This window comes from Afipia sp. DC4300-2b1, assembly GCF_049895725.1.
Classification (GTDB): Bacteria; Pseudomonadota; Alphaproteobacteria; order Rhizobiales; family Xanthobacteraceae; genus Afipia; species Afipia broomeae.
Window position 1 is genome coordinate 1,254,297 of record NZ_JAFCSX010000001.1, and the last position, 25,047, is coordinate 1,279,343.

The 25,047-nt window shown below is 62.2% G+C and carries 21 protein-coding genes; 13 read left to right on the plus strand and 8 right to left on the minus strand.

The features are described from left to right. The first annotated feature begins 3 nt into the window (after positions 1–3). The 7 genes from sucD (at position 4) to ACP7AL_RS06265 (ending at position 8,740) form a co-directional block, all read left to right on the plus strand. Entirely contained in the window at positions 4–888 is an 885-nt protein-coding gene (gene sucD, locus ACP7AL_RS06235) for a succinate--CoA ligase subunit alpha (protein ID WP_006023224.1), read from the plus strand. A gap of 135 nt (positions 889–1,023) precedes the next feature. Beyond that, positions 1,024–3,975 (plus strand): 2-oxoglutarate dehydrogenase E1 component, encoded by a 2,952-nt coding sequence (locus tag ACP7AL_RS06240; RefSeq protein ID WP_425989846.1) that lies wholly within the window; start codon positions 1,024–1,026, stop codon positions 3,973–3,975. A 101-nt stretch (positions 3,976–4,076) separates the two neighbouring features. Beyond that, the gene (odhB, locus tag ACP7AL_RS06245) at positions 4,077–5,321 is read left to right on the plus strand and encodes a 2-oxoglutarate dehydrogenase complex dihydrolipoyllysine-residue succinyltransferase (RefSeq protein WP_425989847.1); all 1,245 of its coding nucleotides are present in this window, start codon (positions 4,077–4,079) and stop codon (positions 5,319–5,321) included. A gap of 4 nt (positions 5,322–5,325) precedes the next feature. Beyond that, positions 5,326–5,967 (plus strand): LysE family translocator, encoded by a 642-nt coding sequence (locus ACP7AL_RS06250; RefSeq protein ID WP_425989849.1) that lies wholly within the window; start codon positions 5,326–5,328, stop codon positions 5,965–5,967. Between the two features lie 24 nt (positions 5,968–5,991). After that, a complete protein-coding gene (locus ACP7AL_RS06255) occupies positions 5,992–6,735 on the plus strand; it encodes a glucose 1-dehydrogenase (RefSeq protein WP_425989851.1) in 744 nt (247 codons plus the stop codon). Between the two features lie 29 nt (positions 6,736–6,764). Then, positions 6,765–8,168, plus strand: coding sequence for a dihydrolipoyl dehydrogenase (gene lpdA, locus ACP7AL_RS06260; protein WP_425989853.1), 1,404 nt, complete (start codon positions 6,765–6,767; stop codon positions 8,166–8,168). A gap of 44 nt (positions 8,169–8,212) precedes the next feature. Beyond that, positions 8,213–8,740 carry a hypothetical protein gene (locus ACP7AL_RS06265; RefSeq protein WP_425989855.1) on the plus strand — a complete coding sequence of 176 codons (528 nt, stop codon included), beginning with the start codon at positions 8,213–8,215 and terminating at the stop codon, positions 8,738–8,740. Between the two features lie 63 nt (positions 8,741–8,803). On the opposite strand, the gene ACP7AL_RS06270 is transcribed toward ACP7AL_RS06265, so the two are convergent. Next, entirely contained in the window at positions 8,804–9,394 is a 591-nt protein-coding gene (locus tag ACP7AL_RS06270; protein ID WP_006023215.1) for a DUF4337 domain-containing protein, read from the minus strand. A gap of 122 nt (positions 9,395–9,516) precedes the next feature. Continuing rightward, a complete protein-coding gene (locus ACP7AL_RS06275; RefSeq protein WP_425989857.1) occupies positions 9,517–10,503 on the minus strand; it encodes a tyrosine recombinase XerC in 987 nt (328 codons plus the stop codon). A gap of 99 nt (positions 10,504–10,602) precedes the next feature. Between ACP7AL_RS06275 and ACP7AL_RS06280 the strand changes: the two genes are divergently transcribed. Next, on the plus strand, positions 10,603–12,777 hold the full coding sequence (locus ACP7AL_RS06280) for a primosomal protein N' (RefSeq protein WP_425989859.1): 2,175 nt from the start codon (positions 10,603–10,605) through the stop codon (positions 12,775–12,777). An 89-nt stretch (positions 12,778–12,866) separates the two neighbouring features. Here ACP7AL_RS06280 and ACP7AL_RS06285 read toward each other — a convergent pair whose 3' ends face one another. Together ACP7AL_RS06285 and ACP7AL_RS06290 are read right to left on the minus strand one after the other, a co-directional pair. Continuing rightward, on the minus strand, positions 12,867–13,319 hold the full coding sequence (locus ACP7AL_RS06285) for a septal ring lytic transglycosylase RlpA family protein (protein ID WP_006023212.1): 453 nt from the start codon (positions 13,317–13,319) through the stop codon (positions 12,867–12,869). 369 nt (positions 13,320–13,688) lie between these two features. Then, positions 13,689–14,762, minus strand: a complete 1,074-nt coding sequence (locus ACP7AL_RS06290; RefSeq protein WP_425989862.1) for a methyl-accepting chemotaxis protein — start codon at positions 14,760–14,762, stop codon at positions 13,689–13,691. A 585-nt stretch (positions 14,763–15,347) separates the two neighbouring features. Here ACP7AL_RS06290 and ACP7AL_RS06295 point away from each other — a divergent pair. From ACP7AL_RS06295 to ACP7AL_RS06315, 5 genes are all read left to right on the plus strand, one after another. After that, a complete protein-coding gene (locus ACP7AL_RS06295) occupies positions 15,348–15,908 on the plus strand; it encodes a F0F1 ATP synthase subunit delta (protein WP_006023210.1) in 561 nt (186 codons plus the stop codon). Further along, entirely contained in the window at positions 15,908–17,440 is a 1,533-nt protein-coding gene (atpA, locus tag ACP7AL_RS06300) for a F0F1 ATP synthase subunit alpha (RefSeq protein ID WP_024920216.1), read from the plus strand. Before ACP7AL_RS06295 ends, atpA begins: the two co-directional genes overlap by 1 nt. Before the next feature lie 89 nt (positions 17,441–17,529). Continuing rightward, positions 17,530–18,405 carry a F0F1 ATP synthase subunit gamma gene (locus tag ACP7AL_RS06305; RefSeq protein ID WP_425989865.1) on the plus strand — a complete coding sequence of 292 codons (876 nt, stop codon included), beginning with the start codon at positions 17,530–17,532 and terminating at the stop codon, positions 18,403–18,405. Positions 18,406–18,445: 40 nt separating this feature from the next. Next, positions 18,446–19,876: a F0F1 ATP synthase subunit beta gene (atpD, locus tag ACP7AL_RS06310; RefSeq protein WP_006023207.1), complete on the plus strand. Its 1,431-nt coding sequence runs from the start codon at positions 18,446–18,448 to the stop codon at positions 19,874–19,876. Positions 19,877–19,881: 5 nt separating this feature from the next. Then, a complete protein-coding gene (locus ACP7AL_RS06315; RefSeq protein WP_024920217.1) occupies positions 19,882–20,292 on the plus strand; it encodes a F0F1 ATP synthase subunit epsilon in 411 nt (136 codons plus the stop codon). Positions 20,293–20,358: 66 nt separating this feature from the next. On the opposite strand, the gene ACP7AL_RS06320 is transcribed toward ACP7AL_RS06315, so the two are convergent. From ACP7AL_RS06320 to ACP7AL_RS06335, 4 genes are all read right to left on the minus strand, one after another. Then, entirely contained in the window at positions 20,359–20,859 is a 501-nt protein-coding gene (locus tag ACP7AL_RS06320) for an RNA pyrophosphohydrolase (RefSeq protein ID WP_425989867.1), read from the minus strand. Positions 20,860–20,962: 103 nt separating this feature from the next. Continuing rightward, positions 20,963–22,156 carry a divergent polysaccharide deacetylase family protein gene (locus ACP7AL_RS06325; RefSeq protein WP_425989869.1) on the minus strand — a complete coding sequence of 398 codons (1,194 nt, stop codon included), beginning with the start codon at positions 22,154–22,156 and terminating at the stop codon, positions 20,963–20,965. A gap of 157 nt (positions 22,157–22,313) precedes the next feature. After that, entirely contained in the window at positions 22,314–23,657 is a 1,344-nt protein-coding gene (locus tag ACP7AL_RS06330; protein WP_425989871.1) for a S41 family peptidase, read from the minus strand. Beyond that, a complete protein-coding gene (locus tag ACP7AL_RS06335; RefSeq protein WP_425989873.1) occupies positions 23,654–25,018 on the minus strand; it encodes a murein hydrolase activator EnvC family protein in 1,365 nt (454 codons plus the stop codon). Before ACP7AL_RS06335 ends, ACP7AL_RS06330 begins: the two co-directional genes overlap by 4 nt. Between the last annotated feature and the right edge of the window lie 29 nt (positions 25,019–25,047).

Below are 25,047 nucleotides of genomic sequence, written 5' to 3' on the forward strand. Positions count from 1 at the left end.
CCGATGTCCGTCCTGATCGACAAGAACACCAAGGTCATCTGCCAGGGCTTCACCGGCAAGAACGGCACCTTCCATTCCGAAGGCGCGATCGCCTACGGCACCAAGATGGTCGGCGGCACCTCGCCGGGCAAAGGCGGCACAACGCATCTCGGTCTGCCGGTGTTCGACACCGTCTCTGAAGCGCGCGAGAAGACCGGCGCCGACGCGTCAGTGATCTATGTCCCGCCGCCGGGCGCGGCTGACGCGATCTGCGAAGCGATCGATGCGGAAGTGCCGCTGATCGTCTGCATCACCGAAGGCATTCCGGTGCTCGACATGGTGCGCGTGAAGCGCTCCCTGTCAGGCTCGAAGTCGCGGCTGATCGGGCCGAACTGCCCGGGCGTTGTCACCGCCGGCGAATCCAAGATCGGCATCATGCCCGCCAACATCTTCAAGCCTGGCAATGTCGGCATCGTCTCGCGCTCCGGCACGCTGACCTATGAAGCGGTGTTTCAGACCACCCAGGCCGGACTCGGCCAGACCTCGGCTGTCGGCATCGGCGGCGATCCGGTCAAGGGCACCGAATTCATCGACGTGCTCGAGCTGTTCCTGGCGGACGAGAAGACCAAGTCGATCATCATGATCGGCGAAATCGGCGGCTCCGCCGAAGAAGACGCCGCGCAGTTCCTCAAGGACGAGGCCAAGCGCGGCCGGTCGAAACCGATGGTCGGATTTATCGCGGGCCGCACCGCACCTCCGGGCCGACGCATGGGCCATGCCGGCGCCATCGTCTCCGGCGGCAAGGGCGATGCCGAATCCAAGATCGCAGCCATGGAAGCTGCCGGGATTACGGTCTCTCCATCGCCTGCGCGGCTTGGAACGACTCTTCTCGAAAGGTTGAAAGCCTAGTTCAGTCCTTGGTTCTTTTCAGCGCGAAGTTTTGCCCTAAATAGGGTAAAAGGTGCGGCCCATATACGATGCCGATACCAAATCGGGCGATTTCTCCCGATTTCCCCGCGCGATAGCAATCATCAGGACGCAATCATGTCTCGCCAGGACGCGAATGCCAATTTCGCTCTCACTTCCTTCCTCGACGGCGCCAACGCCACCTACATCGACGACCTCTACGCCCGCTACGAGAAGGACCCGTCCTCGGTCGATCCGGACTGGGTGGAATTCTTCAAAAGCCTGAAGGACCAGCCATCGGACGTTGTGAAGAACGCGCAGGGCCCGTCCTGGGAAAAAGCCAACTGGCCGGCCACCCCAAATGACGATCTGACCTCTGCCCTCGATGGCAACTGGGCGCGGGTCGAGAAGGTGGTTGGCGACAAGATCGCAGCCAAGGCGCAGGCCACCGGCAGCAACCTGACTTCGGCGGATATTCATCAGGCGACGCGCGATTCGGTCCGCGCGCTGATGCTGATTCGCGCCTACCGCATGCGCGGTCACTTCCATGCCAATCTCGATCCGCTCGGTATTGAGGGCCAGAAGGATCACGAAGAACTCGATCCGCGTTCCTACGGATTCACCGACGCCGATTTCGATCGCAAGATTTTCCTCGATCACGTGCTCGGCCTCGAGACTGCAACGCTGCGCGAGATCGTCGCGATCTGTCAGCGCACCTACTGCCAGACGCTAGGCGTCGAATTCATGCATATATCGAATCCGGCGCAGAAGAGCTGGATTCAGGAGCGCATCGAAGGCCCGGACAAGGAAATCAGCTTCACCCGCGAAGGCCGCCGCGCCATTCTGATGAAGCTAATCGAAACCGAAGGTTTTGAGAAGTTCTGCGACATCAAGTTCACCGGCACCAAGCGCTTCGGTCTCGATGGCGGCGAATCGCTGATTCCTGCGCTCGAACAGATCATCAAGCGCGGCGGCAATCTTGGCGTCCGCGATATCGTGGTCGGCATGCCGCATCGCGGCCGTCTCAACGTGCTCACCCAGGTGATGGGCAAGCCGCATCGGGCGCTGTTCCACGAGTTCAAGGGCGGTTCGGCCAATCCGGATGAAGTCGAAGGCTCAGGCGATGTGAAGTATCACCTCGGCGCCTCCTCGGACCGCGAGTTCGACGGCAATAAGATTCACCTGTCGCTGACCGCAAATCCTTCCCACCTCGAAATCGTCGATCCGGTGGTGCTCGGCAAGGCGCGCGCCAAGGAAGACCAGAACGGCGATCCGCCGGATCAGCGTATTTCGGTGCTGCCGCTGCTGATGCACGGCGATGCGGCCTTCGCCGGTCAGGGCGTGGTCGCCGAGTGTTTCGCGCTGTCGGACCTGAAGGGCTATCGCACCGGCGGTTCGATCCACTTCATCGTCAACAACCAGATCGGCTTCACCACCTATCCGCGTTACTCGCGCTCGTCGCCGTATCCGTCCGACGTCGCCAAGATGATCGACGCGCCGATCTTCCATGTGAACGGCGACGATCCCGAAGCGGTGGTGTTCGCGGCCAAGATCGCGATTGAATTCAGGCAGAAGTTCCACAAGCCTGTCGTCATCGACATGTTCTGCTATCGCCGCCACGGTCACAACGAGGGCGACGAGCCGGGGTTCACCAACCCGGTGATGTACAAGAAGATTGCGACCCACCCCACCACGCTCGATCTTTATGCCAAGCGGCTGATTGCAGATGGCGTCATAACCGAAGGCGAAGTCGAGAAGGCCAAGGCCGACTGGCGTGCGCGTCTCGACGCGGAGCTTGAGGCCGGTTCAGGCTACAAGCCGAACAAGGCCGACTGGCTCGACGGCAAGTGGGCCGGCTTCAAGTCGGCTGAGGTCGGCGAAGATCCGCGCCGCGGCAATACCGGCATTGCGATCGATGAACTCAAGGACATCGGCCGCAAGATCACCAAGGTGCCGGACGGTTTCCGCATTCACCGCACTGTTCAGCGCTACCTCGAAAATCGTCTGAAGACGATCGAGAACGGCGAGGGCATCGACTGGGCGACCGCTGAAGCACTGGCGTTCTGCACGCTGCTCAAGGAAGGTCATCGTGTGCGTCTCTCGGGGCAGGATTCCGAGCGCGGCACGTTCTCGCAGCGGCACTCGGTGCTGTTCGATCAGGAAGATGAAAGCCGTTACACGCCGTTCAATCATCTCGGCGAAAATCAGGGTCACTACGAGGTCATCAACTCGCTGTTGTCCGAAGAAGCGGTGCTCGGCTTTGAATACGGTTACTCGCTCGCCGAGCCGAATGCGCTCACGATTTGGGAGGCGCAGTTCGGCGACTTCGCCAACGGTGCGCAGGTCGTGTTCGACCAGTTTATCTCGTCGGCCGAACGCAAGTGGCTTCGTATGTCCGGTCTCGTCTGCCTCCTGCCTCACGGCTACGAGGGCCAGGGACCGGAGCATTCTTCGGCACGTCTGGAGCGCTTCCTGCAGATGTGCGCCGAGGACAACATGCAGGTCACCAACCTCACGACGCCTGCGAACTACTTCCACGCCTTGCGCCGTCAGCTCAAGCGTGAGATCCGCAAGCCGCTGATCATCATGACCCCGAAGTCGCTGCTGCGTAACAAGCGCGCGGTGTCGAAGCTCGAGGAGTTCGCGACGAACACCTCGTTCCATCGCATCCTGCTGGACGATGCAGAGGCGGGCGGCGAATTCAAGCTCGCTGAAGACGGCAAGATCCGCCGCGTCGTCATCTGCTCGGGCAAGGTCTATTACGATCTGCTCGAAGAGCGTGAGAAGCGCGGCACCGACGACATCTACCTGCTGCGCATCGAGCAGCTCTATCCCGTGCCGCTCAAGGCGCTGGTGCAGGTGCTCGAACGTTTCAAGAAAGCCGAAGTGGTCTGGTGCCAGGAAGAACCCCGCAACATGGGCGGCTGGCATTTCATCGAGCCGTATCTCGAGTGGGTGCTCAACCAGGTCGGCTCGGCGCACAAGCGCCCGCGCTATGCCGGGCGCGCTGCCGCGGCCGCAACTGCTACCGGTTTGATGTCGAAGCATCTCCAGCAATTGAAAGCATTGCTCGAGGAAGCTCTCGGTTGATCCATTGGATGCCCGCATATCGCGGGCATTTCCATCCAGTACGATTTGATTTGAGGCGCTGACGGCACAGGAAGCCGTTCACGACGCAAGGGGAAAGAGAAATGGCTGAAATTCGCGTTCCGACATTGGGCGAGTCCGTCACCGAGGCCACTATCGGCCGCTGGTTCAAGAAGGCCGGCGATGCTGTCGCTGTCGACGAACCCTTGGTCGAGCTCGAAACCGACAAGGTCACCATCGAAGTGCCGGCGCCGTTCGCGGGCACCCTCGATGAAATTATCGCCAAGGACGGTGAGACCGTCGCAGTCGGCGCGCTGCTTGGACAGATCACGGCAGGCGCAGGCGGCGCCAAGCCCGCCGCGGCTCCGGCCAAGGCTGCTGAGCCGCCGAAGGCTGCCGCGCCCGCCGCCGCCGCGCCTGCGCCCGCACAGAAATCCCCACCCGCCGACGCGCCGCAGGCACCGTCGGTGCGCAAGCTCTCCGCTGAATCCGGGATCGATGCCTCGACCGTTCCGGGCTCCGGCAAGGATGGCCGCGTGACCAAGGGCGACATGCTGGCCGCGATCGAAAAGGCCGCCTCACTGGCGACGCCGCTCAATCAGCCCGCCGCCGCCGTGCAGGTGCGCGCACCGTCGCCTGCCGACGATGCCGCGCGTGAAGAGCGCGTGAAGATGACGCGTCTGCGCCAGACCATCGCGCGCCGCCTCAAGGAGGTGCAGAACACCGCGGCCATGCTCACGACCTTCAATGAGGTCGACATGACCAACGTCATGGCCCTGCGTGCGCACTACAAGGATGCGTTCGAAAAGAAGCATGGCGCCAAGCTCGGCTTCATGGGCTTCTTCACCAAGGCTGTCGTGCAGGCGCTCAAGGACGTGCCCGCCGTCAACGCGGAGATCGACGGTACCGACCTGATCTACAAGAATTACTATCACATCGGCGTCGCGGTCGGCACCGACAAGGGCCTCGTCGTGCCGGTGGTGCGCGATTGCGACCACAAGTCGATCGCTGAGATCGAAAAGAGCATTGCTGACTACGGCCGGCGCGCCCGCGACGGCCAGCTCAAGATCGAAGAGATGCAAGGCGGCACTTTCACGATCACCAATGGCGGCATCTATGGTTCGCTGATGTCGACGCCGATCCTGAACGCGCCGCAGTCCGGCATTCTCGGCATGCACAAGATTCAGGAGCGGCCCGTCGCCATCGGCGGAAAGGTCGAAATCCGCCCGATGATGTATCTCGCGGTCTCCTACGACCACCGGGTCATCGACGGCAAGGAAGCCGTGACCTTCCTCGTTCGCGTCAAGGAAAACCTCGAGGATCCGGCGCGCCTCGTGCTGGATCTGTAAGCCGATGGATCTGCCGCCCGAATTCCTCGCGTTGTTCGGTGTGTTCGTGTTGGCGGCAATCGCGCCGGGCGCGGACTTCGCCTGCGTCCTTCGCGAGAGCGTGAGTTTTGGGCGGCGGGCGGGAATCGCGTCGGCCATCGGTGTCGGGTCAGCGATCATGGTCCATGTCGCCTATACCGTGACCGGTGTGGGCCTGATCGTTGCGCAGTCGGTCCTGATCTTCACCATCGTGAAGTGGTGCGGGGCGGCTTATCTGGTTTATCTCGGCGTTCGGTCGTTGACGGCGAGCCGCCGCTCACCTCAAACGCTCGACAGGACTGCCACCGCTCCCACAGGCAGCGCGCGCAATATCGCCACGTCGTACGGCGTGGGTTTCCTCACCAATCTTCTGAACCCCAAGGCGACGCTGTTTTTCGTCTCGCTGTTTGCCACGATCGTTTCGCACGAGACGCCTGTGATGACGCAGTTCGCGTACGGAGCCGCACTGGCCGTATTTCTTGCGGTGTGGTTCAGCTTTGTCGCGGTGTTCTTAACGACGCGCTCGATGCGCGCGGGTTATGAGCGGATCGGACACTGGATCGACCGTGCGACGGGGCTGGTTCTGATCGGACTGGGTGTTCGAATCGCTCTTCAAAAAGCAAACTGACGTTCGTGCGAGGGATTGGTTCTAATGGATAGCGTCGCCATCGTCACCGGAGGAAGCCGCGGCATCGGCCGCGCGACTTCGCTGGCTGCGGCGAAGCGCGGCTACAAGGTCGTGGTCGGCTATGCCAGCAACAAGGCCGCTGCTGACGAGGTCGTCGGGAAGATTGAAGCCAGCAACGGCAAGGCCATCGCGGTGAAATGCGACGTCGGCGATGAGGCCGACATTCTCGATCTCTTCAGGCAGGCGGACGCGTTCGGCAAGCTCGGCGCACTGGTGAACAATGCCGGCGTGGTCGATGCGACGGCGCGCGTCGATGAAATGTCCGCGGCACGTCTGACCCGCATGATGAATGTCAATGTCGTCGGCAGCATTCTGTGCGCGCGCGAGGCGGTGAAGCGGATGTCCAGCAAGCACGGCGGCAGCGGCGGTGTGATCGTCAATCTCTCGTCCGTGGCCGCGACGCTGGGCTCTCCGGCGCAGTATGTCGACTACGCCGCCTCGAAGGGCGCGATCGATACGTTCACGGTCGGACTCGCGCGTGAAGTCAGCGCCGAGGGCATTCGCGTCAACGGCATCCGCCCGGGGCTGATCGATACCGAAATCCACGCCAGCGGCGGCGAGCCGGATCGCGCGCACCGGCTGGCCCATACGATACCGATGAAGCGCGTCGGTACCGCGGACGAGATCGCCAATGCCGTTATCTGGCTGATGTCGGACGAGGCGTCATATGTCACAGGCACAATCGTCGATGTTTCCGGCGGCCGATAATTTTCACTTCCGAGTACAGGACAATTCTCATGGCTTCTTATGATCTCATCGTTATCGGCACCGGTCCCGGCGGTTACGTCTGTGCGATCCGCGCGGCGCAGCTCGGCATGAAGGTCGCGGTGATCGAGAAGCGCGCGACCTTCGGCGGCACCTGCCTCAACATCGGCTGCATTCCGTCCAAGGCGCTGCTGCAGGCCTCGGAGCGTTTCGAAGAAGTCACGCACATGCTGCCGAAGATGGGCGTCAATGTCGGCAAGCCGAAGCTCGATTTGCCGACCATGATGAAGTTCAAGACAGACGGCGTCGACGGCAATACCAAGGGTGTCGCCTTCCTGTTCAAGAAGAACAAGATCGACCCCTATGAAGGCACCGGCAAGATTCTGGGCGCTGGCAAGGTCGAAGTCACCGGCAACGACGGCAAGACGCAGGTGCTGGAGACGAAGAACATCGTCATCGCCACCGGCTCCGATGTCGCGAAGCTCAAGGGCGTCGAGATCGACGAAAAGCGCATCGTATCTTCCACCGGCGCTCTGGTGCTTGAGAAGGTGCCGGAGAAGCTGCTGGTGATCGGCGCCGGCGTGATCGGGCTCGAACTCGGCTCGGTGTGGCGTCGCCTTGGCGCGCAGGTCACCGTCGTCGAATTCCTCGACCGGATTCTTCCCGGCATGGACGGCGAGGTCGCCAAGTCGTTCCAGCGCATTCTGGAAAAGCAGGGCGTTGCGTTCAAGCTCGGCGCCAAGGTCACCGGTGTCGATACGTCCGGCAAGGTGCTCAAGGTCAGCGTTGAGCCGGCCGCGGGCGGCGCGGCGGAAGTGATCGATGCCGATGTCGTGCTGCTGGCGATCGGGCGCACGCCTTACACCGAAGGCCTGGGGCTCAAGGAAGCGGGCGTCGAGCTCGATCAGCGCGGCCGCGTGCAGACCGACGGTCACTTCCAGACGAACGTGAAGGGCATCTATGCCATCGGCGACGTGATCGCCGGACCGATGCTGGCGCACAAGGCCGAAGACGAGGGCATTGCCATCGCTGAAATTCTCGCGGGGCAGGCCGGTCACACCAATTACGGTGTCATCCCGAGCGTGATCTACACGTTCCCGGAGGTCGCGTCCGTCGGCAAGACGGAGGAAGAGTTGAAGCAGGCCGGCATCGCCTACAATGTCGGCAAGTTTCCCTTCACCGCGAACGCCCGCACCAAGGTCAACCAGACGACGGACGGCTTCGTGAAGATCCTCGCGGACGCAAAGACCGATCGCGTTTACGGCTGCCACATCGTCGGCGCCGAAGCCGGTGAAATGATTCACGAAGCCGCGGTGCTGATGGAGTTCGGCGGTTCCGCGGAAGATCTCGCGCGCACCTGCCACGCGCATCCGACGCGCTCGGAAGCGGTCAAGGAAGCCGCGCTTGCGGTCGGGAAGCGCGCTATCCATATGTGATGGTGGACCGGCATTCAGCCGGTCATGAGGGATGAGAATCCATCATGCGCCGGCTGCTTCGTCCGCTCTGGGTTCTGCTCGCGCTGATCTTCCTGGTCGAAGCGTGGCTGTGGGATCGCGTCGAGCCGGTTATTGCGCGCGTTGTCGCGCTGATTCCGCTGCCTCGGCTCAAGGCATGGCTTGCCGATCTTATCGAGCATTTGTCGCCGGGCCTGACGCTGATCGTGTTCGCGGTGCCGGTCATCGTTCTGTTCCCGCTCAATTTCGTCGCGGCATGGCTGCTGGCGCACAAATACTTTGTTTGCGCGACCACGCTGATTGTTTTTCAGAAGGTTCTTGGCGTCGGCATCGTCGCGTTCGTGTTCGATGTGACGCGCGAGAAACTGTTGCAGATGGCCTGGTTCCACAGGCTCTATGAGCTTGTGCTCGATCTGCGCTTGCGGGCGCTGGCTATCATCGCGCCGTTCAAGCTCGCCATTCAGCACTGGATAAGGCACGTTCGCCGCCGCGTTTCACCCGGCTTCATCGCACGTCTGCGCCGGCGGATACAGGCGTCGCGTTCGTCGTCGTGAGGCGATTCGCAATGTGACGGCCCACACGTCCCGTCGCACCGAGAACCAGGCACTGCATCGGTGCTACATCAGGTGTACGGCATGCGGTGCGAACAGGCCGATTGCGGTGAAGGCAAGTCCGGCGATTGCAAGCAGACCTGAAACCCACGCCAGTGCGACCATGCCGGTGATGATGGTCGCCGAAGCGAGCACGATTCCGATCTGGAATGCAGCGGAAGCCACCTCGTAGTGGTGATAACGCGCCATGGCGAGGTCGCGGGCATGCTCGGCCTCCTTGGCGCGAGCGGCGAGCTGTTCGGATCCCTCGCCGGTTTCCGGCTCGGAACGATAGCGCGCGGCGGTCTTGGTCCAATCGTCGATCTGCTTGGCCAGCGCGGCCTTCTGGGCTTCGTCGCCGGACAGGCCGAGGCTCAGCTTGGCATGCTCTGACACCGACTGCACCACCGTGCGGCGGATGCTTTTTGCCTGGAAAAAGGCCCACAGGTTCGAGGCTTCGACGTTCTTGCTGATGGATTCGGTCTGGGCGCCCTTGCCGAGGGTTTCGGACAGCGCGAGGAAAAGCGCGATCACGGCGATCAGCAATGCGATCTTCTTGTTGGAGCCGGAGGCGTGCTCGGCGTGCTCCGCGTGCTCCATGCTTTCATGTGCGCCCATATTCGGTATCCCTCCCGGTCAAAACGAGCGCAACGATTGACCGAACTGCGGTCCGCGCGCAAGGGGATCGTTATGAGCTGGCAGGACAAATCTGGCGCGACAAATTTGTGTCAGGTCATCACCTAGGCTCTTGGGTGAGCCGTCTTGTAGACGTCGAGCAACCGGTCGGCATCGACGCCGGTGTAGATCTGCGTGGTCGAGAGCGACGAGTGGCCGAGCAATTCCTGGATCGCGCGCAGGTCGCCGCCGCGTGTCAGCAGATGGGTAGCGAAGGAGTGTCGCAGCGCATGGGGTGTCGCGCTGTCGGGCAGTCCGAGTGCGCCGCGCAGCCGCTCCATCGTCAACTGGATGATGCGTGGTGAGAGAGGGCCGCCGCGTGCGCCGACGAAGATCGCGCCATCCTGTGCAATCATGTGCGGGCACATCGCGACATAGTCCTGCACGAGTGCAAGCACATTTTGCAACACGGGCACCATGCGGGTCTTGTTGCCCTTGCCGGTGACGACGATCACATCGCCTTTGCCCGGCAACGGCACGTCGCGCCGCTTGAGCCCGAGCGCTTCGGAGATGCGCAGGCCCGATCCGTAGAGCAGCGCCATTACCGCAGCGTCACGCGCCCAGATCCATGGTTCGCGGTTTTCGCCGGCGCGGATGTCCGCGTTGGTCATCTGCCGCGCCGATGTCATCTGGATTGGTTTCGGCAAGCTCTTGCCGATCTTCGGCGCGCGGATCGCGGACAACGCGCCGACCTTGCCCTTGCCTTCGCGTTCGAGAAAGCGTCCGAATGAGCGCAGGCCGGCCAGTGCGCGCATTAAAGATCGTCCGCCAATATCGTCGGCCCGCCGTGACGACATGAACGCGCGCACGTCCGTGGCTTCGATTCCCGCAAATTGCTTGAGCGTGACAAGGCCGCCCCAGTGCTCGCTCAGAAAGGTGAGGCATTGGCGCAGGTCGCGCGCATAGGCTTCCAGCGTTTTGGGCGACAGCCGCCGTTCGGCACGCAAATGGGACAGCCATCGCGTGATTTCGGCCAGCAGATCGGGAGCGGCGCAGGTGAGCTGCGCGCCTTGCGGGCTGGCTTCGGTTGCGGGGACGGCTTTGACCATCATATGTCTCGCGATACCCATATCTGAGATACCTGCGCTTGACAGGAATCGGTTTATCGCACCCTTTTCCTTATTCACCCCTTAATCCGGACCCCTTTGGCCATGGCAAGACGAGTTGTCGACGTCCTCGTCCCTGTGGCCCTGAACCAGACCTATTCCTATCGCGTTCCCGACGGCGTCGAGCTGAATCCCGGCGACGTGGTGAGTGTTCCGCTGGGGGCGCGCGATGTCACGGCGGTGGTCTGGGCGGACAATCCCAACCCCGATCCCCGGCTGCACAATCGCCTGAAGGAGACCGGCGAAAAGCTCGACGTGCCGCCGCTCAAGCCCGAGCTGCGCAGCTTTGTCGACTGGGTCGCCAACTACACGCTGTCCGCGCGCGGCATGGTGCTGCGGATGACGCTGCGCATGGGCGAGCATCTCGGGCCCGAGCGCGTGCGCATGGGCGTGCGGCTGGTCGGCGCGCCACCGCAACGTATGACGGTCGCGCGGCGCCGTCTGATCGACGTGCTGTCGGACGGATTGCTGCATTCGAAATCCGATGCAGTCAGGGAAGCCGGCGTGAGCGCCGGCGTGATCGACGGCCTTGTCGACGAAGGCACGCTGGTTATCGAGCCGCTGCCGCGCGATCTGGCGCCGCCATCTCCGGACCCCTCGTTCGCTGAACCGGATTTTTCTCCGGAGCAACGCATCGCAGCGGACGCGATGAAAGAGCTCGTATCGAAGGACGAGTTTCAGGTCGCGTTGCTTGACGGCGTGACCGGTTCGGGCAAGACCGAAGTCTATTTCGAGGCGGTCGCCGAAAATATCAGGCGCGGCCGGCAGACGATGATCCTGATGCCGGAGATCGCACTGACCGGCCAATTCCTCGATCGGTTCAGCGCGCGCTTCGGGGTGCGGCCGATCGAATGGCATTCGGAACTGACGCCGCGCACCCGCGCGCGCAACTGGGCTGCGGTCGCGGCGGGTGATGCACCGGTGGTGGTGGGTGCGCGCTCCGCGCTGTTTCTGCCTTACGCTAATCTTGGTCTTATCATCGTCGATGAAGAACACGACCAGGCTTACAAGCAGGACGAAGGCGCGCACTATCACGCGCGCGACATGGCGGTGGTGCGCGGTTCCATCGCGAAAATTCCGGTGGTGCTGTGTTCGGCGACGCCCTCGGTTGAGTCCGAAGTCAACGCACGCAAGGGCCGCTATCGCCGCGTTGCGTTGCCATCGCGGTTCGGTGGTCAGCACATGCCGCAGATCGAGGCCATCGATCTCAAACGCGAAGGGCCTGCGCGCGGGCGGTTCATTTCACCGCGTTTGGCAGAAGAAATTAAAATCGCAATCGAGCGTAGGGAACAGGCGCTGCTGTTCCTGAACCGCCGCGGCTATGCACCGCTGACGTTGTGCCGCGCCTGCGGACATCGCTTCGCCTGCACCATCTGCGATGCGTGGCTGGTGGATCACCGGTTTCGTCAGCGCCTGGTCTGCCATCACTGCGGCTTCTCGATGCCGCGGCCTCATCAGTGCCCGCACTGCGGCGCCGAGGAATCCCTCGCCGCCATCGGTCCCGGCGTCGAGCGTTTGCAGGAGGAAGCTGCGAATCTTTTTCCGGACGCGCGCACCATGGTGCTGTCGAGCGATCTCATCACCGACATCGAGACCATGCGCTCGGAACTGAACGAGATCGCGGAAGGGCGTGTCGATATTATTATCGGCACGCAACTGGTGGCAAAGGGACATAACTTCCCGCGTCTCAATCTCGTTGGCGTCGTCGATGCGGATCTGGGTCTTGGCAACGGCGATCCGCGCGCCGCCGAGCGCACGTTTCAACTGCTCAATCAGGTGATCGGCCGCGCCGGGCGGGAGCAAGGCCGGGGTGTTGGGTATTTGCAGACCCATCAGCCGGAACATCCGGTGATGAAGGCGCTGGTCGCGTCGGATCGCGAGGCATTTTATGCCAGCGAGATCGACGCCCGCGAGCGTGCGCTGTATCCGCCGTTCGGGCGATTGGCGTCGCTGATCATTTCGGCAGGTGATCGTCCGACCGCGGAAGGTTTCGCGCGCAAACTTGCATCAGCTGCGCCGCTTGACGAGCGCGTCCAGGTGCTTGGCCCCGCCGAAGCCCCGCTCGCCGTCATCAAGGGCCGTTACCGGTTTCGGATTCTGGTGAAGTCGGTGCGCAGCATCGATCTCTCCGCCTATATGCGGGAGTGGCTGGCGGCAGGTCCGAAGACCAAGGGCAATCTCAAGCTCGAGATCGACATCGATCCGCAGAGCTTCTTGTAAGCCCCCATGAAAAAGGCCGGTGCAACTGGCACCGGCCTTTTCAACTCAACGTCACGCTACTCAAAGCAACACTGTACTCAACGCAACGCTTACTGAACTTCTGCGACCACGTGTCCGACACCGCGACCGGTGAGACCGACGGCCTGAGCCGCGCCCTTCGACAGATCGAGCACCCGGCCCTTGATGAACGGGCCGCGGTCATTGACCGTGACGACCACACTGCGGCCGCCATGGGTGACCTTGAGCTTGGTCCCGAACGGCAAGGTGCGATGGGCGGCGGTCATGGCGTTCTGGTTGAAGCGCTGGCCCGAGGCAGTCTTGCTGCCGGACTCGTTGCCGTAATAGGAGGCCTTGCCGGAAAAGCTGCGGCCGGAACTGATTGAGGCGTTGGCGTCGCGCCAAGACTTTTCATGAGAAGATTTGCGATGGCCGGCTTCGCTGGCTGAGGCTGTGAGCGCCAGCATGCCGACGGCGATCAAAGCGATGGAGGCATTCCGATTCTTCACGGGTTGCCCCGGCACGCGCTTGATAGCGTCGATCATATAGTTGTCCCTCGTTCTGGTATATCCATCCGACGTCTGGCTAAATCGAGCCAGCGTTTACGTGGCCGGATGGATCATCCCATAATGAGGCATAAGCGCGGCGAGAGATTTTGTTCCTTAAATCCTTGCGTATTCGTCTGATACGTAGAAATAGCCTTCTTCATTATTCCATTACTGAAGATATAGAAGCGTATAAGTAACATATACTTTTCAATACTGCAGAGTTCACAAAATTGTAGCCTAGCTGAAGTAAACGCAAAATTGCCCAAATGGTTTCCCGCATGCACATTTTGCAATGCTGCATGCGTAAAACGGGCGGCTTGTTAATTTTGGAGCTTCATCGCCGGTGAGCGGGCTTTCCGGGCGAATTCAGTCAGGCCGGCGCACAATCACGCCGTGCCAGCCGAGGCCGCGATAGGTCTCGTAGCCGGGGGTGGCGTGGAACGCGACGGTCGTGCCATCGGACCGGGTGTAAAACCCGTGCGACTGGTTCCCGGTCTCGATCTGAAAATGCTGGTCCAGGGTGCTTGTCCCCTCCGAGGACGCGATGACCCTGCGATGTGCGTCCACCAGCAGCACGGCGGTCCTGGTCTTCTCTTCCGGTTCGATGCGGACACCGCGGACAATGGTCTCGGCCTGGGGCGCCCAGTCGAAGTGAATCGCCAGAACGCCGAGGGGAGCGCCATGGCTTTCGCCTCCGGTCCGCACGGATGCCGCATAGGTCGCGACCTGCGCGCCTTTCAGGCCGGGGGCGACGCTGATGTCGCCGACAGCATACTCGTCACCGGACGTCAGCCGAGAGGCCTGCACGAACCATGGCTCCTGCGAGACATCGAGCCCCGCGACCGAATAGCGATCCGGCCGTCCATTCGCGAGCACCTTGCCGTGCAGATCGCAGAGCCAGAGATCAAGATAAACCGTATATGCATTGAGGATCACGCCGAGCCGCTTGGACGCATAGTCGGCCGATTGCGGCGTCACGTTCGCCGCGCAATCGACGACGGCGCTGTCGGTGGCCCACCACCGCACATCGCAGGTTCGCTCATAAAGATTGCGATCGATAATCTCGATGGCATTCAGCGCAAGATCGACCATGCGCGTTCCCATCGCTGCATTGGCCATGGACTGGGTGTGAGCGCTCAATGAATCGATCTGCGCCGTAAGCTCTTTTTGCAATTGCTCGGAAATCAGCCCGACATTGGCGGCGATTTCGCGCACCTCGGCTGCGACCACGGAGAATCCGCGGCCATGAGTGCCGGCGCGGGCACTTTCGATCATCGCATTCAATGCGAGCATGCGAAGCGAACCGGTGACGCGCTGGATGCCGCTGATCTTGTCGGCCGCGCTGGTTCGCAGGTCGTTGGTCAGTTCAATGAGTTCGGAAATGGAAACGGGGTTTTCGCCGGCGCGCGGGCCGGCTGATATTGTTTTTGGAAGCGGCATTGCTCACCACGTATTGCTTCACGAGCCGAAGCCGTGACGGGCCGGCGCCATTGCCGGTCCGAATCGCTTTTTGCGATGCGCAATGATGACGGATCCTCATATAAGTACAATCGCGCATTCAATAAATTACTCATTAATTCCAATTGGTTAGCTGAGTTTCGTGCTGCTTTTCTATGCTTTAGGACTCAAAATTGGGCAACCGGCGGCAATCCCGGCTGCACGGGGCTCGGGCGCAATGAGAGCGTCAATATCTGAGGACAAGGCACAGGCGTTGCGGCGGCCGGGTGGAGCGCTCTTTAGCAAGCTCAAACGCTCAGGAATTCTGTCCGCGCCCATCAACGAGTGTGACGCGAGGCGTGCGACAAACCGGCGCCACCAAAAATGCGTTCGCAATCGCCGTCATGTTGCACCTGCGCGCGCCCTATGTTAGCAAAACCGCGATTTTGGGCTGCTGGGTAGATCGCTCCGGCCAGAAATCGAAGTCCCGCTTGAATTCCAAGGACTTGGATCGCTTGGTGTCGTGCCTGACGCCGTTCTCCAGCGATGGTCGTTTCCTTGGTCATTCGATAGCTAGAAGAGATTTTTGTGGCAGCTGAAGATCCCTCAGTATCTGGCGTGTCCGGCCGTTATGCGACGGCCTTGTTTGAACTGGCGCGCGACCAGAAGTCGGTCGATGCCGTGAAGGCTGACCTCGACAAGTTCTCCGCCCTGCTTGCCGACAGCCCCGATCTTTTGCGGCTTGTGCGCAGCCCGGTGTTTACCGCCGATGCGCAGGCCAAGGCGCTTGGCGCCGTGCTGGACAAGGCCGGCATCAGCGGCGTCGCCGCGAATTTCCTGAAAGTCCTGACTGCCAATCGCCGGCTGTTCGCCGTGGCCGATGTCATCAGGGCTTTCCGCGCGCTGGTCGCCAAATTCAAGGGCGAGGCCACCGCGGAAGTCACCGTCGCCGAGCCGCTCAGCGATACCAATCTCGACGCTCTCAAGGCCGCACTGAAATCAGTGTCGGGCAAGGACGTCGATCTCAACGTGAAGATCGATCCGTCAATCATCGGCGGGCTTGTCGTTAAGCTCGGCAGCCGCATGGTCGATAGCTCGCTTCGCACCAAACTCAATTCGATCAAGCACGCGATGAAAGAGGCAGGCTGATGGACATCCGCGCCGCGGAAATTTCCGCAATCCTCAAGGACCAGATCAAGAATTTCGGCCAGGAAGCCGAAGTCTCTGAAGTCGGTCAGGTTCTCTCGGTCGGCGACGGCATTGCCCGCGTCTATGGTCTGGACAACGTCCAGGCCGGTGAAATGGTCGAGTTCGAGAACGGCACGCGCGGCATGGCGCTGAACCTTGAAAGCGACAACGTCGGTATCGTTATTTTCGGCGCCGACCGCGAGATCAAGGAAGGCCAGACCGTCAAGCGCACCCGCGCCATCGTCGATGCGCCGGTCGGCAAGGGGCTTCTCGGCCGCGTCGTCGACGCGCTCGGCAACCCGATCGACGGCAAGGGCCCGATCCAGGCGACGGAGCGCAAGCGCGTTGACGTCAAGGCGCCCGGCATCATTCCACGCAAGTCGGTGCACGAACCGATGGCCACCGGCCTCAAGGCGATCGACGCCCTGATCCCCGTCGGCCGCGGCCAGCGCGAGCTGATCATCGGCGACCGTCAGACCGGCAAGACCGCGATCGCGCTCGACACCATTCTCAACCAGAAGCCACTCAACGTTGCCGGCGCTCCGGAAGGCCAGAAGCTGTATTGCGTGTATGTCGCGATCGGCCAGAAGCGCTCCACCGTCGCACAGTTCGTGAAGGTGCTCGAAGAGCAGGGCGCGCTGGAATACTCCATCGTCGTCGCCGCGACCGCGTCGGACCCCGCGCCGATGCAGTACCTCGCGCCGTTCACCGGCTGCACCATGGGCGAGTACTTCCGCGACAACGGTATGCACGCCGTTATCATCTATGACGACTTGTCCAAGCAGGCCGTCGCCTACCGCCAGATGTCGCTGCTGCTGCGCCGTCCGCCGGGCCGCGAAGCTTATCCGGGCGACGTGTTCTACCTGCACTCCCGTCTGCTCGAGCGCGCTGCGAAGCTCAACGACGATCACGGCAACGGCTCGCTGACCGCGCTACCGGTCATCGAGACCCAGGCCAACGACGTGTCGGCCTACATTCCGACCAACGTGATTTCGATCACCGATGGCCAGATCTTCCTTGAAACCGATCTGTTCTTCCAGGGCATCCGTCCTGCGGTGAACGTCGGTCTGTCGGTGTCGCGCGTCGGATCGTCGGCGCAGACCAAGGCGATGAAGAAGGTCGCCGGCAAGATCAAGGGCGAACTCGCGCAGTACCGCGAAATGGCGGCCTTCGCGCAGTTCGGCTCCGACCTCGACGCGTCGACCCAGCGTCTGCTGGCGCGCGGTTCGCGCCTGACCGAACTTCTGAAGCAGCCGCAGTTCTCGCCGCTGAAGATGGAAGAGCAGGTCGTGGTGATCTACGCCGGCGTCAACGGTTACCTCGACGCTATTCCGGTCGCCAAGGTGCGTGAGTTCGAAGAAGGCCTGCTGTCGCTGCTGCGCGGCAAGCACGTTGATCTTCTCAACGCGATTCGCGACTCGAAGGATCTGTCCGACGATAGCGCCGGCAAGCTCAAGGCCGCGGTCGAAGGCTTCGCCAAGACGTTCGCTTAAGAAATCATCGCCGCGCCGATCCTTGTCGTGCGCGGCGAATTCGGGGTTGCGATCCGGCGTTCGGCTGGATCGTCAGGGTGAGATAAAGAATGGCGTCTCTCAAGGACATGCGTGTCCGCATCGCCTCCACCAAGGCGACGCAGAAGATCACCAAGGCCATGCAGATGGTTGCGGCGTCGAAATTGCGCCGTGCCCAGACCGCGGCCGAAGCGGCGCGTCCCTATGCCGAGCGCATGGACGCCGTGATCAGCAATATTGCGGGCGCAGCTTCCGGCTCGGGTTCTGCGCCGGCGCTGCTGACCGGCACCGGCAACTACAAGGTCCACCTGCTGCTGGTCTGCACCGGCGAGCGTGGTCTCTCCGGCGCGTTCAACTCGTCCATCGTGCGCCTGGCGCGCGAGCGCGCGCTGTCGCTGATGAACCAGGGCAAGGACGTCAAGTTCTTCTGCGTCGGCCGCAAGGGCTATGAGCAGCTCCGCCGTCAGTTCGACAAGCAGATCGTCGAGCATGTCGAGCTGCGCTCGGTGAAGGTGCTCGGCTTCAAGAATGCCGAGGACATCGCCAAGCAGGTGATCGCGATGTTCGAGGCGGGCGACTTCGATGTCTGCACGCTGTTCTATTCGCGCTTCAAGTCGGTGATCGCTCAGGTCCCGACCGCGCAGCAGATCATTCCGCTGGTGCTCGAGGAAAAGGAAACCTCCGGCGCGGCCGCGATCTACGACTACGAGCCTGCCGAAGACGAAATTCTTTCGAGCCTGCTGCCGCGCAATCTCGCGGTGCAGATTTTCCGCGCGCTGCTCGAAAACAACGCGTCGTTCTACGGCGCGCAGATGAGCGCGATGGACAACGCGACCCGCAACGCCGGCGACATGATCCGCAAGCAGACGCTGATCTATAACCGCACCCGCCAGGCGATGATTACCAAGGAACTGATCGAAATCATCTCCGGCGCCGAAGCCATCTGAGCCGACCGCCGCACAGACCGAGTTTTAAGGAGACTATCCCATGGCATCACCCGCCAATCAGACCGGACGCATTTCGCAGGTTATCGGCGCCGTCGTCGACGTGAAGTTCGACGGCTATCTGCCGGCCATTCTCAACGCCATCGAAACCACCAACCAGGGCAACCGTCTGGTGCTCGAGGTCGCGCAGCATCTCGGTGAATCCACCGTGCGCGCGATCGCGATGGACACCACCGAAGGTCTGGTCCGCGGCCAGGAAGTGAAAGACACCGGCGCGCCGATCAAGGTGCCGGTGGGTGCCGGCACGCTGGGCCGCATCATGAACGTCGTCGGCGAGCCGGTCGACGAGCAGGGCCCGATCAAGGCCGAAGGCGACCGCGCCATCCATCAGGAAGCGCCGCTCTACACCGACCAGTCGACCGAAGCTGAAATTCTCGTCACCGGCATCAAGGTTGTCGATCTGCTGGCGCCTTACGCCAAGGGCGGCAAGATCGGCCTGTTCGGCGGCGCCGGCGTCGGCAAGACCGTGCTGATTCAGGAGCTGATCAACAACGTCGCGAAGGCGCACGGCGGTTACTCGGTGTTCGCAGGCGTCGGCGAGCGGACCCGTGAAGGCAACGACCTCTATCACGAGTTCATCGAATCGGGCGTGAACAAGAAGGGCGGCGGCGAAGGCTCGAAGTGCGCCCTCGTGTACGGCCAGATGAACGAGCCTCCGGGCGCGCGCGCCCGCGTCGGCCTCACCGGCCTGACCGTCGCAGAACACTTCCGCGATCAGGGCCAGGACGTGCTGTTCTTCGTCGACAACATCTTCCGCTTCACCCAGGCAGGTTCGGAAGTGTCCGCTCTGCTCGGCCGTATTCCTTCGGCGGTGGGTTATCAGCCGACGCTCGCCACCGACATGGGCGCGCTGCAGGAGCGCATCACCACCACCAACAAGGGTTCGATCACCTCGGTGCAGGCCATTTACGTTCCGGCCGACGACTTGACCGACCCGGCGCCGGCAACCTCGTTCGCCCACTTGGACGCAACGACCGTGTTGAACCGTGCGATCTCTGAAAAGGGTATTTATCCGGCGGTGGACCCGCTCGACTCGACCTCGCGTATGCTCTCGCCGTTGATCGTCGGCGAAGATCACTACCAGACCGCGCGTCTCGTCCAGCAGGTGCTGCAGCGCTACAAGTCGCTGCAGGACATCATCGCCATTCTGGGCATGGATGAACTGTCTGAAGAGGACAAGCTGACCGTGGCTCGCGCCCGCAAGGTCGAGCGCTTCCTGTCGCAGCCGTTCCACGTCGCTGAAATCTTCACCGGCTCGCCGGGCAAGTTCGTCGATCTCGCCGATACCATCAAGGGCTTCAAGGATCTCTGCAACGGCAAGTACGATCACCTGCCGGAAGCCGCGTTCTACATGGTCGGCACCATCGAAGAAGCCGTTGAGAAGGGCAAGAAGCTCGCAGCGGAAGCGGCGTAATCACGATGGCGACCTTCCACTTCAATCTCGTGTCGCCTGAACGAATCGCCTTCTCGGGCGAAGTCGAGCAGGTCGATATTCCCGGCGTCGAGGGCGATCTCGGCGTGATGGCCGGGCATTCGCCGCTGGTCACGACGATCCGTCCTGGCGTCATGACGATTACCGCTGGCGGCAAGCACGAGAAGGTCATCGTGCTCGGCGGCCTTGCGGAAATCTCCGACAAGGGCCTCACGGTTCTTGCAGACACCGCGACGGCGGTGGCTGAGCTGGACCTGGCGGCTTTCGCCGACAGCATCGCTCAGATGGAAGAGGATCTGAAGGAGAAGGAAGGCACGGTCCTCGATCAGGCGATCGAGCGGCTCGATCACTTCAAGACCATTCAGCGGCAGGTCGTCAATTCAACCGCGATGCATTGAACGTCAGGTTGATCGGAAACGTAAAAAAGCCCTGCAGCGCAGGGCTTTTTTGATTCGGACGACAGATTACTTTCCCGCAAATTTCGTGAATTCCTGAACCACGCGCTCATAAACCGGGCGCTTGAACGGCACGATCAGCTCGGGAAGATTCTTCATCGGCTCCCAGCGCCAGTCGATGAACTCCGCCTTGTGACCGGCGGGTGATGCGACATTGATCTCGCTGTCCTTGCCGGTGAAACGCATCGCGTACCACTTCTGCTTCTGGCCGCGGAAGCGGCCCTTCCAGGCCCGTCCGGCCACCGTGCGCGGAATGTCGTAAGTGAGCCATTCGGAAACTTCGCCAAGCTTTTCGACCGATCGGGCGTTGGTCTCTTCGTAGAGCTCGCGCTTGGCGGCGGCCCAGGTATCTTCGCCACTATCGACGCCGCCTTGCGGCATCTGCCAGACATGAGTCTGGTCGACATGTTCCGGGCCGCTGATGCGGCGGCCGATGAATACAAGCCCTTCTGGGTTGATCAGGGTAATCCCGACGCAGGTCCGGTAGGGCAGATCGTCGTAACGCGCCATACTGCTAAAGCCTTTGATCCCCGACCGGTATCAGCACCAATCGCGCCTTGTTCTCTTGTTTGCGTGACCATGCCGGGCGATCAGTTCCGATCACGGCGGCCACTTAGCTTGATTTTGGTTTCAGCATGGCCGTTGTCAACGGCACCAGCGCGATACCGCGGCCCTCCAGTTGTTTTGCCCAGGTTCCGATGCGCTCGATTGAAATCGGCAGCGCCGATGCGACCCCCACGGCTGCTCCACGTTCTTTCGCCAGTGTTTCCAGCCGCGCCAGCGCGCGGTCAATCTCCGCCGGCGTCGGCACGGTGTCGATGCCGACATCGGCTTTCGCGTAGGGCATCGACTGGCCTTCCGCGATCACGCCAGCGACGCTGCGCGGCGCGCTGCCGTCGTCGAGCCAGGCGAGGCCGCGCTTTGCGGCTTCCTTGACGATCGGCTGCATCGCCGTATCGGTTGCGACAAAACGCGATCCCATGAAATTGGCGATGCCGACGTAGCCCTGAAACCGGCTCATATGCCAGGCGAGGCGGTCAACGTTCTGCTCGGCGGACAGTGTCGTCAGCAGTGTCTGCGGGCCGGGATCGTTATCCGGATAATCGAACGGCTCCATCGGAACCTGCAACAGAACCTCGTGCTTCTGTGCGCGGGCGCGTTCCACCAGCTTGCCGGGGTCTGAGCCGTAGGGTGTGAAAGCGAGCGTCACGGCACCGGGAAGCTTGGTGATGGCATCGGCGGTTTTCGCGGCGCCGACGCCGAGGCCGGAGATAACGATCGCGACGACGGGTTTCTTCGCGGCGACGGCGCGCTCGGCGTCGCCGCCTGCCGCATAGGCGCGGAAGGATTTCAGCCCATCGGCGACGACCGGGATCATGCCGTAGCGCGAGCTTTCCAGCAGCTTCGGATTGACGCCCGCGATCATGGCCGGCGGCGCATCTGCCGCCGCTGGGGTCTCCGCACCGCCCCCCACAATCACGCTTTGCCGGGCGCCGCTGGAGCCGTCGATGATGGTCACGGTCTGCTGTCCTGCGGCGGGTTCCTTAGCGGCTTCCTTGGGTGCTGTGGGGTTAGCGCTGGCCGGGTTCGCGGCGGTCTCTGCGGGCAGCTTGGCGGGATCGTAGGACACCTTCGCCAGCGGCTCGCCGCCCATCGGATTCTGGTTGAAAATCGCGAAGCCGAGAAAGACCACCAGAAACAGCCCGAACAGCCCCGCAATCGCCTGCGGTGCCGTGAACGGAAGCCGGTATCGCCGCTTGCGCGGCCGGTCCTGTCCGAGCGGGGCGCTCAGATCGTCGGTGGTCACTGCCCTCAACCCTCGCGAATCAATCGCCGAATCCTATCACGGCCCCGGTGCGGCGGGCCGCAAAGGCTTGGGTTCCGCAGCGATCAGACGGCGGACAGCCAGCAAAAAGGGCGGCCCCGAAGGCCGCCCTGATCGAATTGGGATGTTCGCGTGCGCTTTAGTTCGCGGCCTTGTTGGTGGCCTTGTCGGTCGGAGCAGGAGCCGAGGTGGTCTGCTTGATGCCGTGCAGGAGGTCCGCAGCCATCTTCAGCGCCTTGTCGTCCTTCGCATCCGGCGGCACGTAGGATTGCGATCCGGTCTCTTCCTGACCTTCGGCCTTGAGATGGCCGCGCAGCGAGGCTTCGCCCTTGGTGTCGGTCTTCGACTTCAGATCCTCCGGCACATCCTGCAGGACTTCGATATCCGGGATGATGCCCTTGGCCTGAATGGACTTGCCCGACGGCGTGAAGTAACGCGCAGTGGTCAGCCGCAGCGCGCCGTTACCGGAGCCGAGCGGAATGATGGTCTGCACCGATCCCTTGCCGAACGAGCGGGTGCCGAGCAGGGTCGCGCGCTTGTGGTCCTGCAGCGCACCGGCAACGATTTCCGACGCCGATGCTGAGCCGCCGTTGATCAGCACGATCACCGGCTTGCCCTTGGCGAGATCGCCGGGCTTGGCGGTGCGGCGCTGGGTTTCCTCGGCGTTGCGGCCCCGGGTCGAGACGATTTCGCCGCGATCGAGGAATGCGTCGGACACCGACACGGCTTCTTCAAGCAGGCCGCCCGGGTTGTTGCGCAGGTCGAGAATGTAGCCCTTGAGCTTGTCCGAACCGATCTGCGTGGTCAGGTTCGCCATCTCGCGCTTCAGGCCTTCGGTGGTCTGCTCGTTGAAGGTGGTCACGCGAATATAGGCGATATCGTCGCTCTCGACGCGCGCGCGCACCGAACGCACGCGAATGTTGTCGCGCGTCAGCGTGATATCAAGCGGCTTGTCCTGACCCTTGCGAATGATCTTGAGCTTGATCTTGGTGTTGACCGGACCGCGCATCTTCTCGACGGCCTGGTTCAGGGTCAGGCCCTGCACCGCTTCATCGTCGAGTTGAGAAATGATGTCGTTGGCCATGATGCCGGCCTTGGAGGCCGGCGTCTCGTCGATCGGCGACACAACCTTGATAAGGCCATCCTCCATCGTAACTTCGATGCCGAGGCCGCCGAATTCGCCGCGCGTCTGTACCTGCATGTCGCGGAAGCTCTTCGCGTCCATGTAGCTCGAGTGCGGATCAAGGCCGGTGAGCATGCCGCTGATCGCGGTCTCGACCAGCTTGCTGTCGTCCGGCTTCTCGACATAGTCGCTGCGGACGCGCTCGAATACATCGCCGAACAGATTGAGCTGACGGTATGTGTCTGACGACGCGGCGCGCGCCGTCGATCCCACCAGAGCCGAGCGCGGCTGGGTGAGAAGGAGTGTTGCCGCTGCGCCTGCTGCGACGCTGAGGAGAACCAGGGAAGTCTTGCGCATCATCCGCGAACCTTTTGGCCTTCACTTGCGGCCCACCATGGACCAGAATCGATTGGAGCGCCGTCTTTACGGAACTCGATGTAGAGCACAGGCTGGCTGGACGCAGCCGCCAGAATTGACGCGACCTGAGACGTGGTCCCCATCGTCGCGACCGGTTCTCCAGTTAGAACAAACTGCCCGATCGTGACCGAAATACGTTCCATACCGGCGATAAGCACATGATACCCACCGCCCGCATTGAGGATCAAGAGTTGTCCGTAGCTCCGGAACGGGCCGGAGTAAACAACCCAGCCATCACAAGGTGTTGTCACCTGCGCGCCGGGCCGGGTGGCGATGGAAATGCCCTTTTCCTGGCCTCCGGTGCCGTCAGAACCGCCAAAATTGCGGATCCGGGTGCCGTTAACCGGAATTCGCAATAAGCCCTTTGCGGAACCGAAAGCTATGGCCGGGCTCAGCCGCCCCGGGTCCTTCAAGGCCCCGAGATCGGGCTTGCCGTTGAGAGAGGCCGGCATGCCTTTCAATTCGGCCGTCGCGGCGGCCTTTGCGGCCGCTTTGACATCCTGCTCCATCTTGGCGATCAGGTCCTGAAGGTTTTCGGTTTGCCTGGACAGCGCGATCGCGCGCTGCCGCTCAGCTTCCATATCCTTTTCGGCCTCGGTCTGTGTCTTTTGCCGTTCCTGCACCAGTGCCGCGAGCCGTGTGCGATCGTCATTCAGCTTGTCACGATCGCTGGCGAGCCGGTCGCGCTCTTCCGAAATATTTTTGCGCAAGCTGACCAGTTCGCCCAGATCGCTGGCAAGCTTGGCCGCGCGTGCGCGCATCTCCGGGACCACAGCGCCGAGCAACATCGCGGTGCGCAGCGACTGCAGCGCGTCTTCGGGTCTTACAAATAGCGCCGGCGGTGCGCGGCGTCCGGCGCGCTGGAGGGCGGCGAGCACCTCGGAAATTTCATCGCGGCGCGATTCGAGTGAGGCGCGAATCTGAAGCTCGCGCGCATCGAGCGGGCGCAGCCGGCCTTCGGTGTCGGCCATCTTGCCTTCAACGTCGCGCACCTGCGAGGCAATGCCGATCAGTTGCTGGTTGAGTTTGGAGCGGTCCTGACCGATGGCGGCAATGTCGGCCTTGAGCTTCTTCTCAAGTTCGGCGGCTTTCCTCTGCTGCTCGCGCGCAGCTTCCAGCTCCTGGGTACGCTGCTTGATTGCTTCAGGATCGGGCGCGGCAACCTGTTTGGTTGTGCCCTGCGCGAAGGCCGGCGCGATGCCTGCGATATGCAAAGTGGACGCCACCAGCGACAACGGCAAAACCGCTCCGCGCGTCAGCCGGCGCAGTGTTGGCGAGCTTGCATAACCTGTCGCGTCAGTCACGTGCGGTTGGGTCTTTCATGCGCGTATTT

Excerpts from the sequence above, each read along its gene's own strand:
- ACP7AL_RS06280 (WP_425989859.1), top strand. The coding sequence starts at position 10,603 with ATGGCAAGACGAGTTGTCGACGTCCTCGTCCCTGTGGCCCTGAACCAG.
- atpD (WP_006023207.1), top strand. The coding sequence starts at position 18,446 with ATGGCATCACCCGCCAATCAGACCGGACGCATTTCGCAGGTTATCGGC.
- ACP7AL_RS06305 (WP_425989865.1), top strand. The coding sequence starts at position 17,530 with ATGGCGTCTCTCAAGGACATGCGTGTCCGCATCGCCTCCACCAAGGCG.
- ACP7AL_RS06275 (WP_425989857.1), bottom strand. The coding sequence starts at position 10,503 with ATGATGGTCAAAGCCGTCCCCGCAACCGAAGCCAGCCCGCAAGGCGCG.
- ACP7AL_RS06330 (WP_425989871.1), bottom strand. The coding sequence starts at position 23,657 with ATGATGCGCAAGACTTCCCTGGTTCTCCTCAGCGTCGCAGCAGGCGCA.
- atpA (WP_024920216.1), top strand. The coding sequence starts at position 15,908 with ATGGACATCCGCGCCGCGGAAATTTCCGCAATCCTCAAGGACCAGATC.
- ACP7AL_RS06290 (WP_425989862.1), bottom strand. The coding sequence starts at position 14,762 with ATGCCGCTTCCAAAAACAATATCAGCCGGCCCGCGCGCCGGCGAAAAC.
- ACP7AL_RS06315 (WP_024920217.1), top strand. The coding sequence starts at position 19,882 with ATGGCGACCTTCCACTTCAATCTCGTGTCGCCTGAACGAATCGCCTTC.
- ACP7AL_RS06270 (WP_006023215.1), bottom strand. The coding sequence starts at position 9,394 with ATGGGCGCACATGAAAGCATGGAGCACGCGGAGCACGCCGAGCACGCC.
- lpdA (WP_425989853.1), top strand. The coding sequence starts at position 6,765 with ATGGCTTCTTATGATCTCATCGTTATCGGCACCGGTCCCGGCGGTTAC.
- sucD (WP_006023224.1), top strand. The coding sequence starts at position 4 with ATGTCCGTCCTGATCGACAAGAACACCAAGGTCATCTGCCAGGGCTTC.
- ACP7AL_RS06255 (WP_425989851.1), top strand. The coding sequence starts at position 5,992 with ATGGATAGCGTCGCCATCGTCACCGGAGGAAGCCGCGGCATCGGCCGC.
- ACP7AL_RS06250 (WP_425989849.1), top strand. The coding sequence starts at position 5,326 with ATGGATCTGCCGCCCGAATTCCTCGCGTTGTTCGGTGTGTTCGTGTTG.
- ACP7AL_RS06285 (WP_006023212.1), bottom strand. The coding sequence starts at position 13,319 with ATGATCGACGCTATCAAGCGCGTGCCGGGGCAACCCGTGAAGAATCGG.
- ACP7AL_RS06265 (WP_425989855.1), top strand. The coding sequence starts at position 8,213 with ATGCGCCGGCTGCTTCGTCCGCTCTGGGTTCTGCTCGCGCTGATCTTC.
- odhB (WP_425989847.1), top strand. The coding sequence starts at position 4,077 with ATGGCTGAAATTCGCGTTCCGACATTGGGCGAGTCCGTCACCGAGGCC.
- ACP7AL_RS06320 (WP_425989867.1), bottom strand. The coding sequence starts at position 20,859 with ATGGCGCGTTACGACGATCTGCCCTACCGGACCTGCGTCGGGATTACC.
- ACP7AL_RS06240 (WP_425989846.1), top strand. The coding sequence starts at position 1,024 with ATGTCTCGCCAGGACGCGAATGCCAATTTCGCTCTCACTTCCTTCCTC.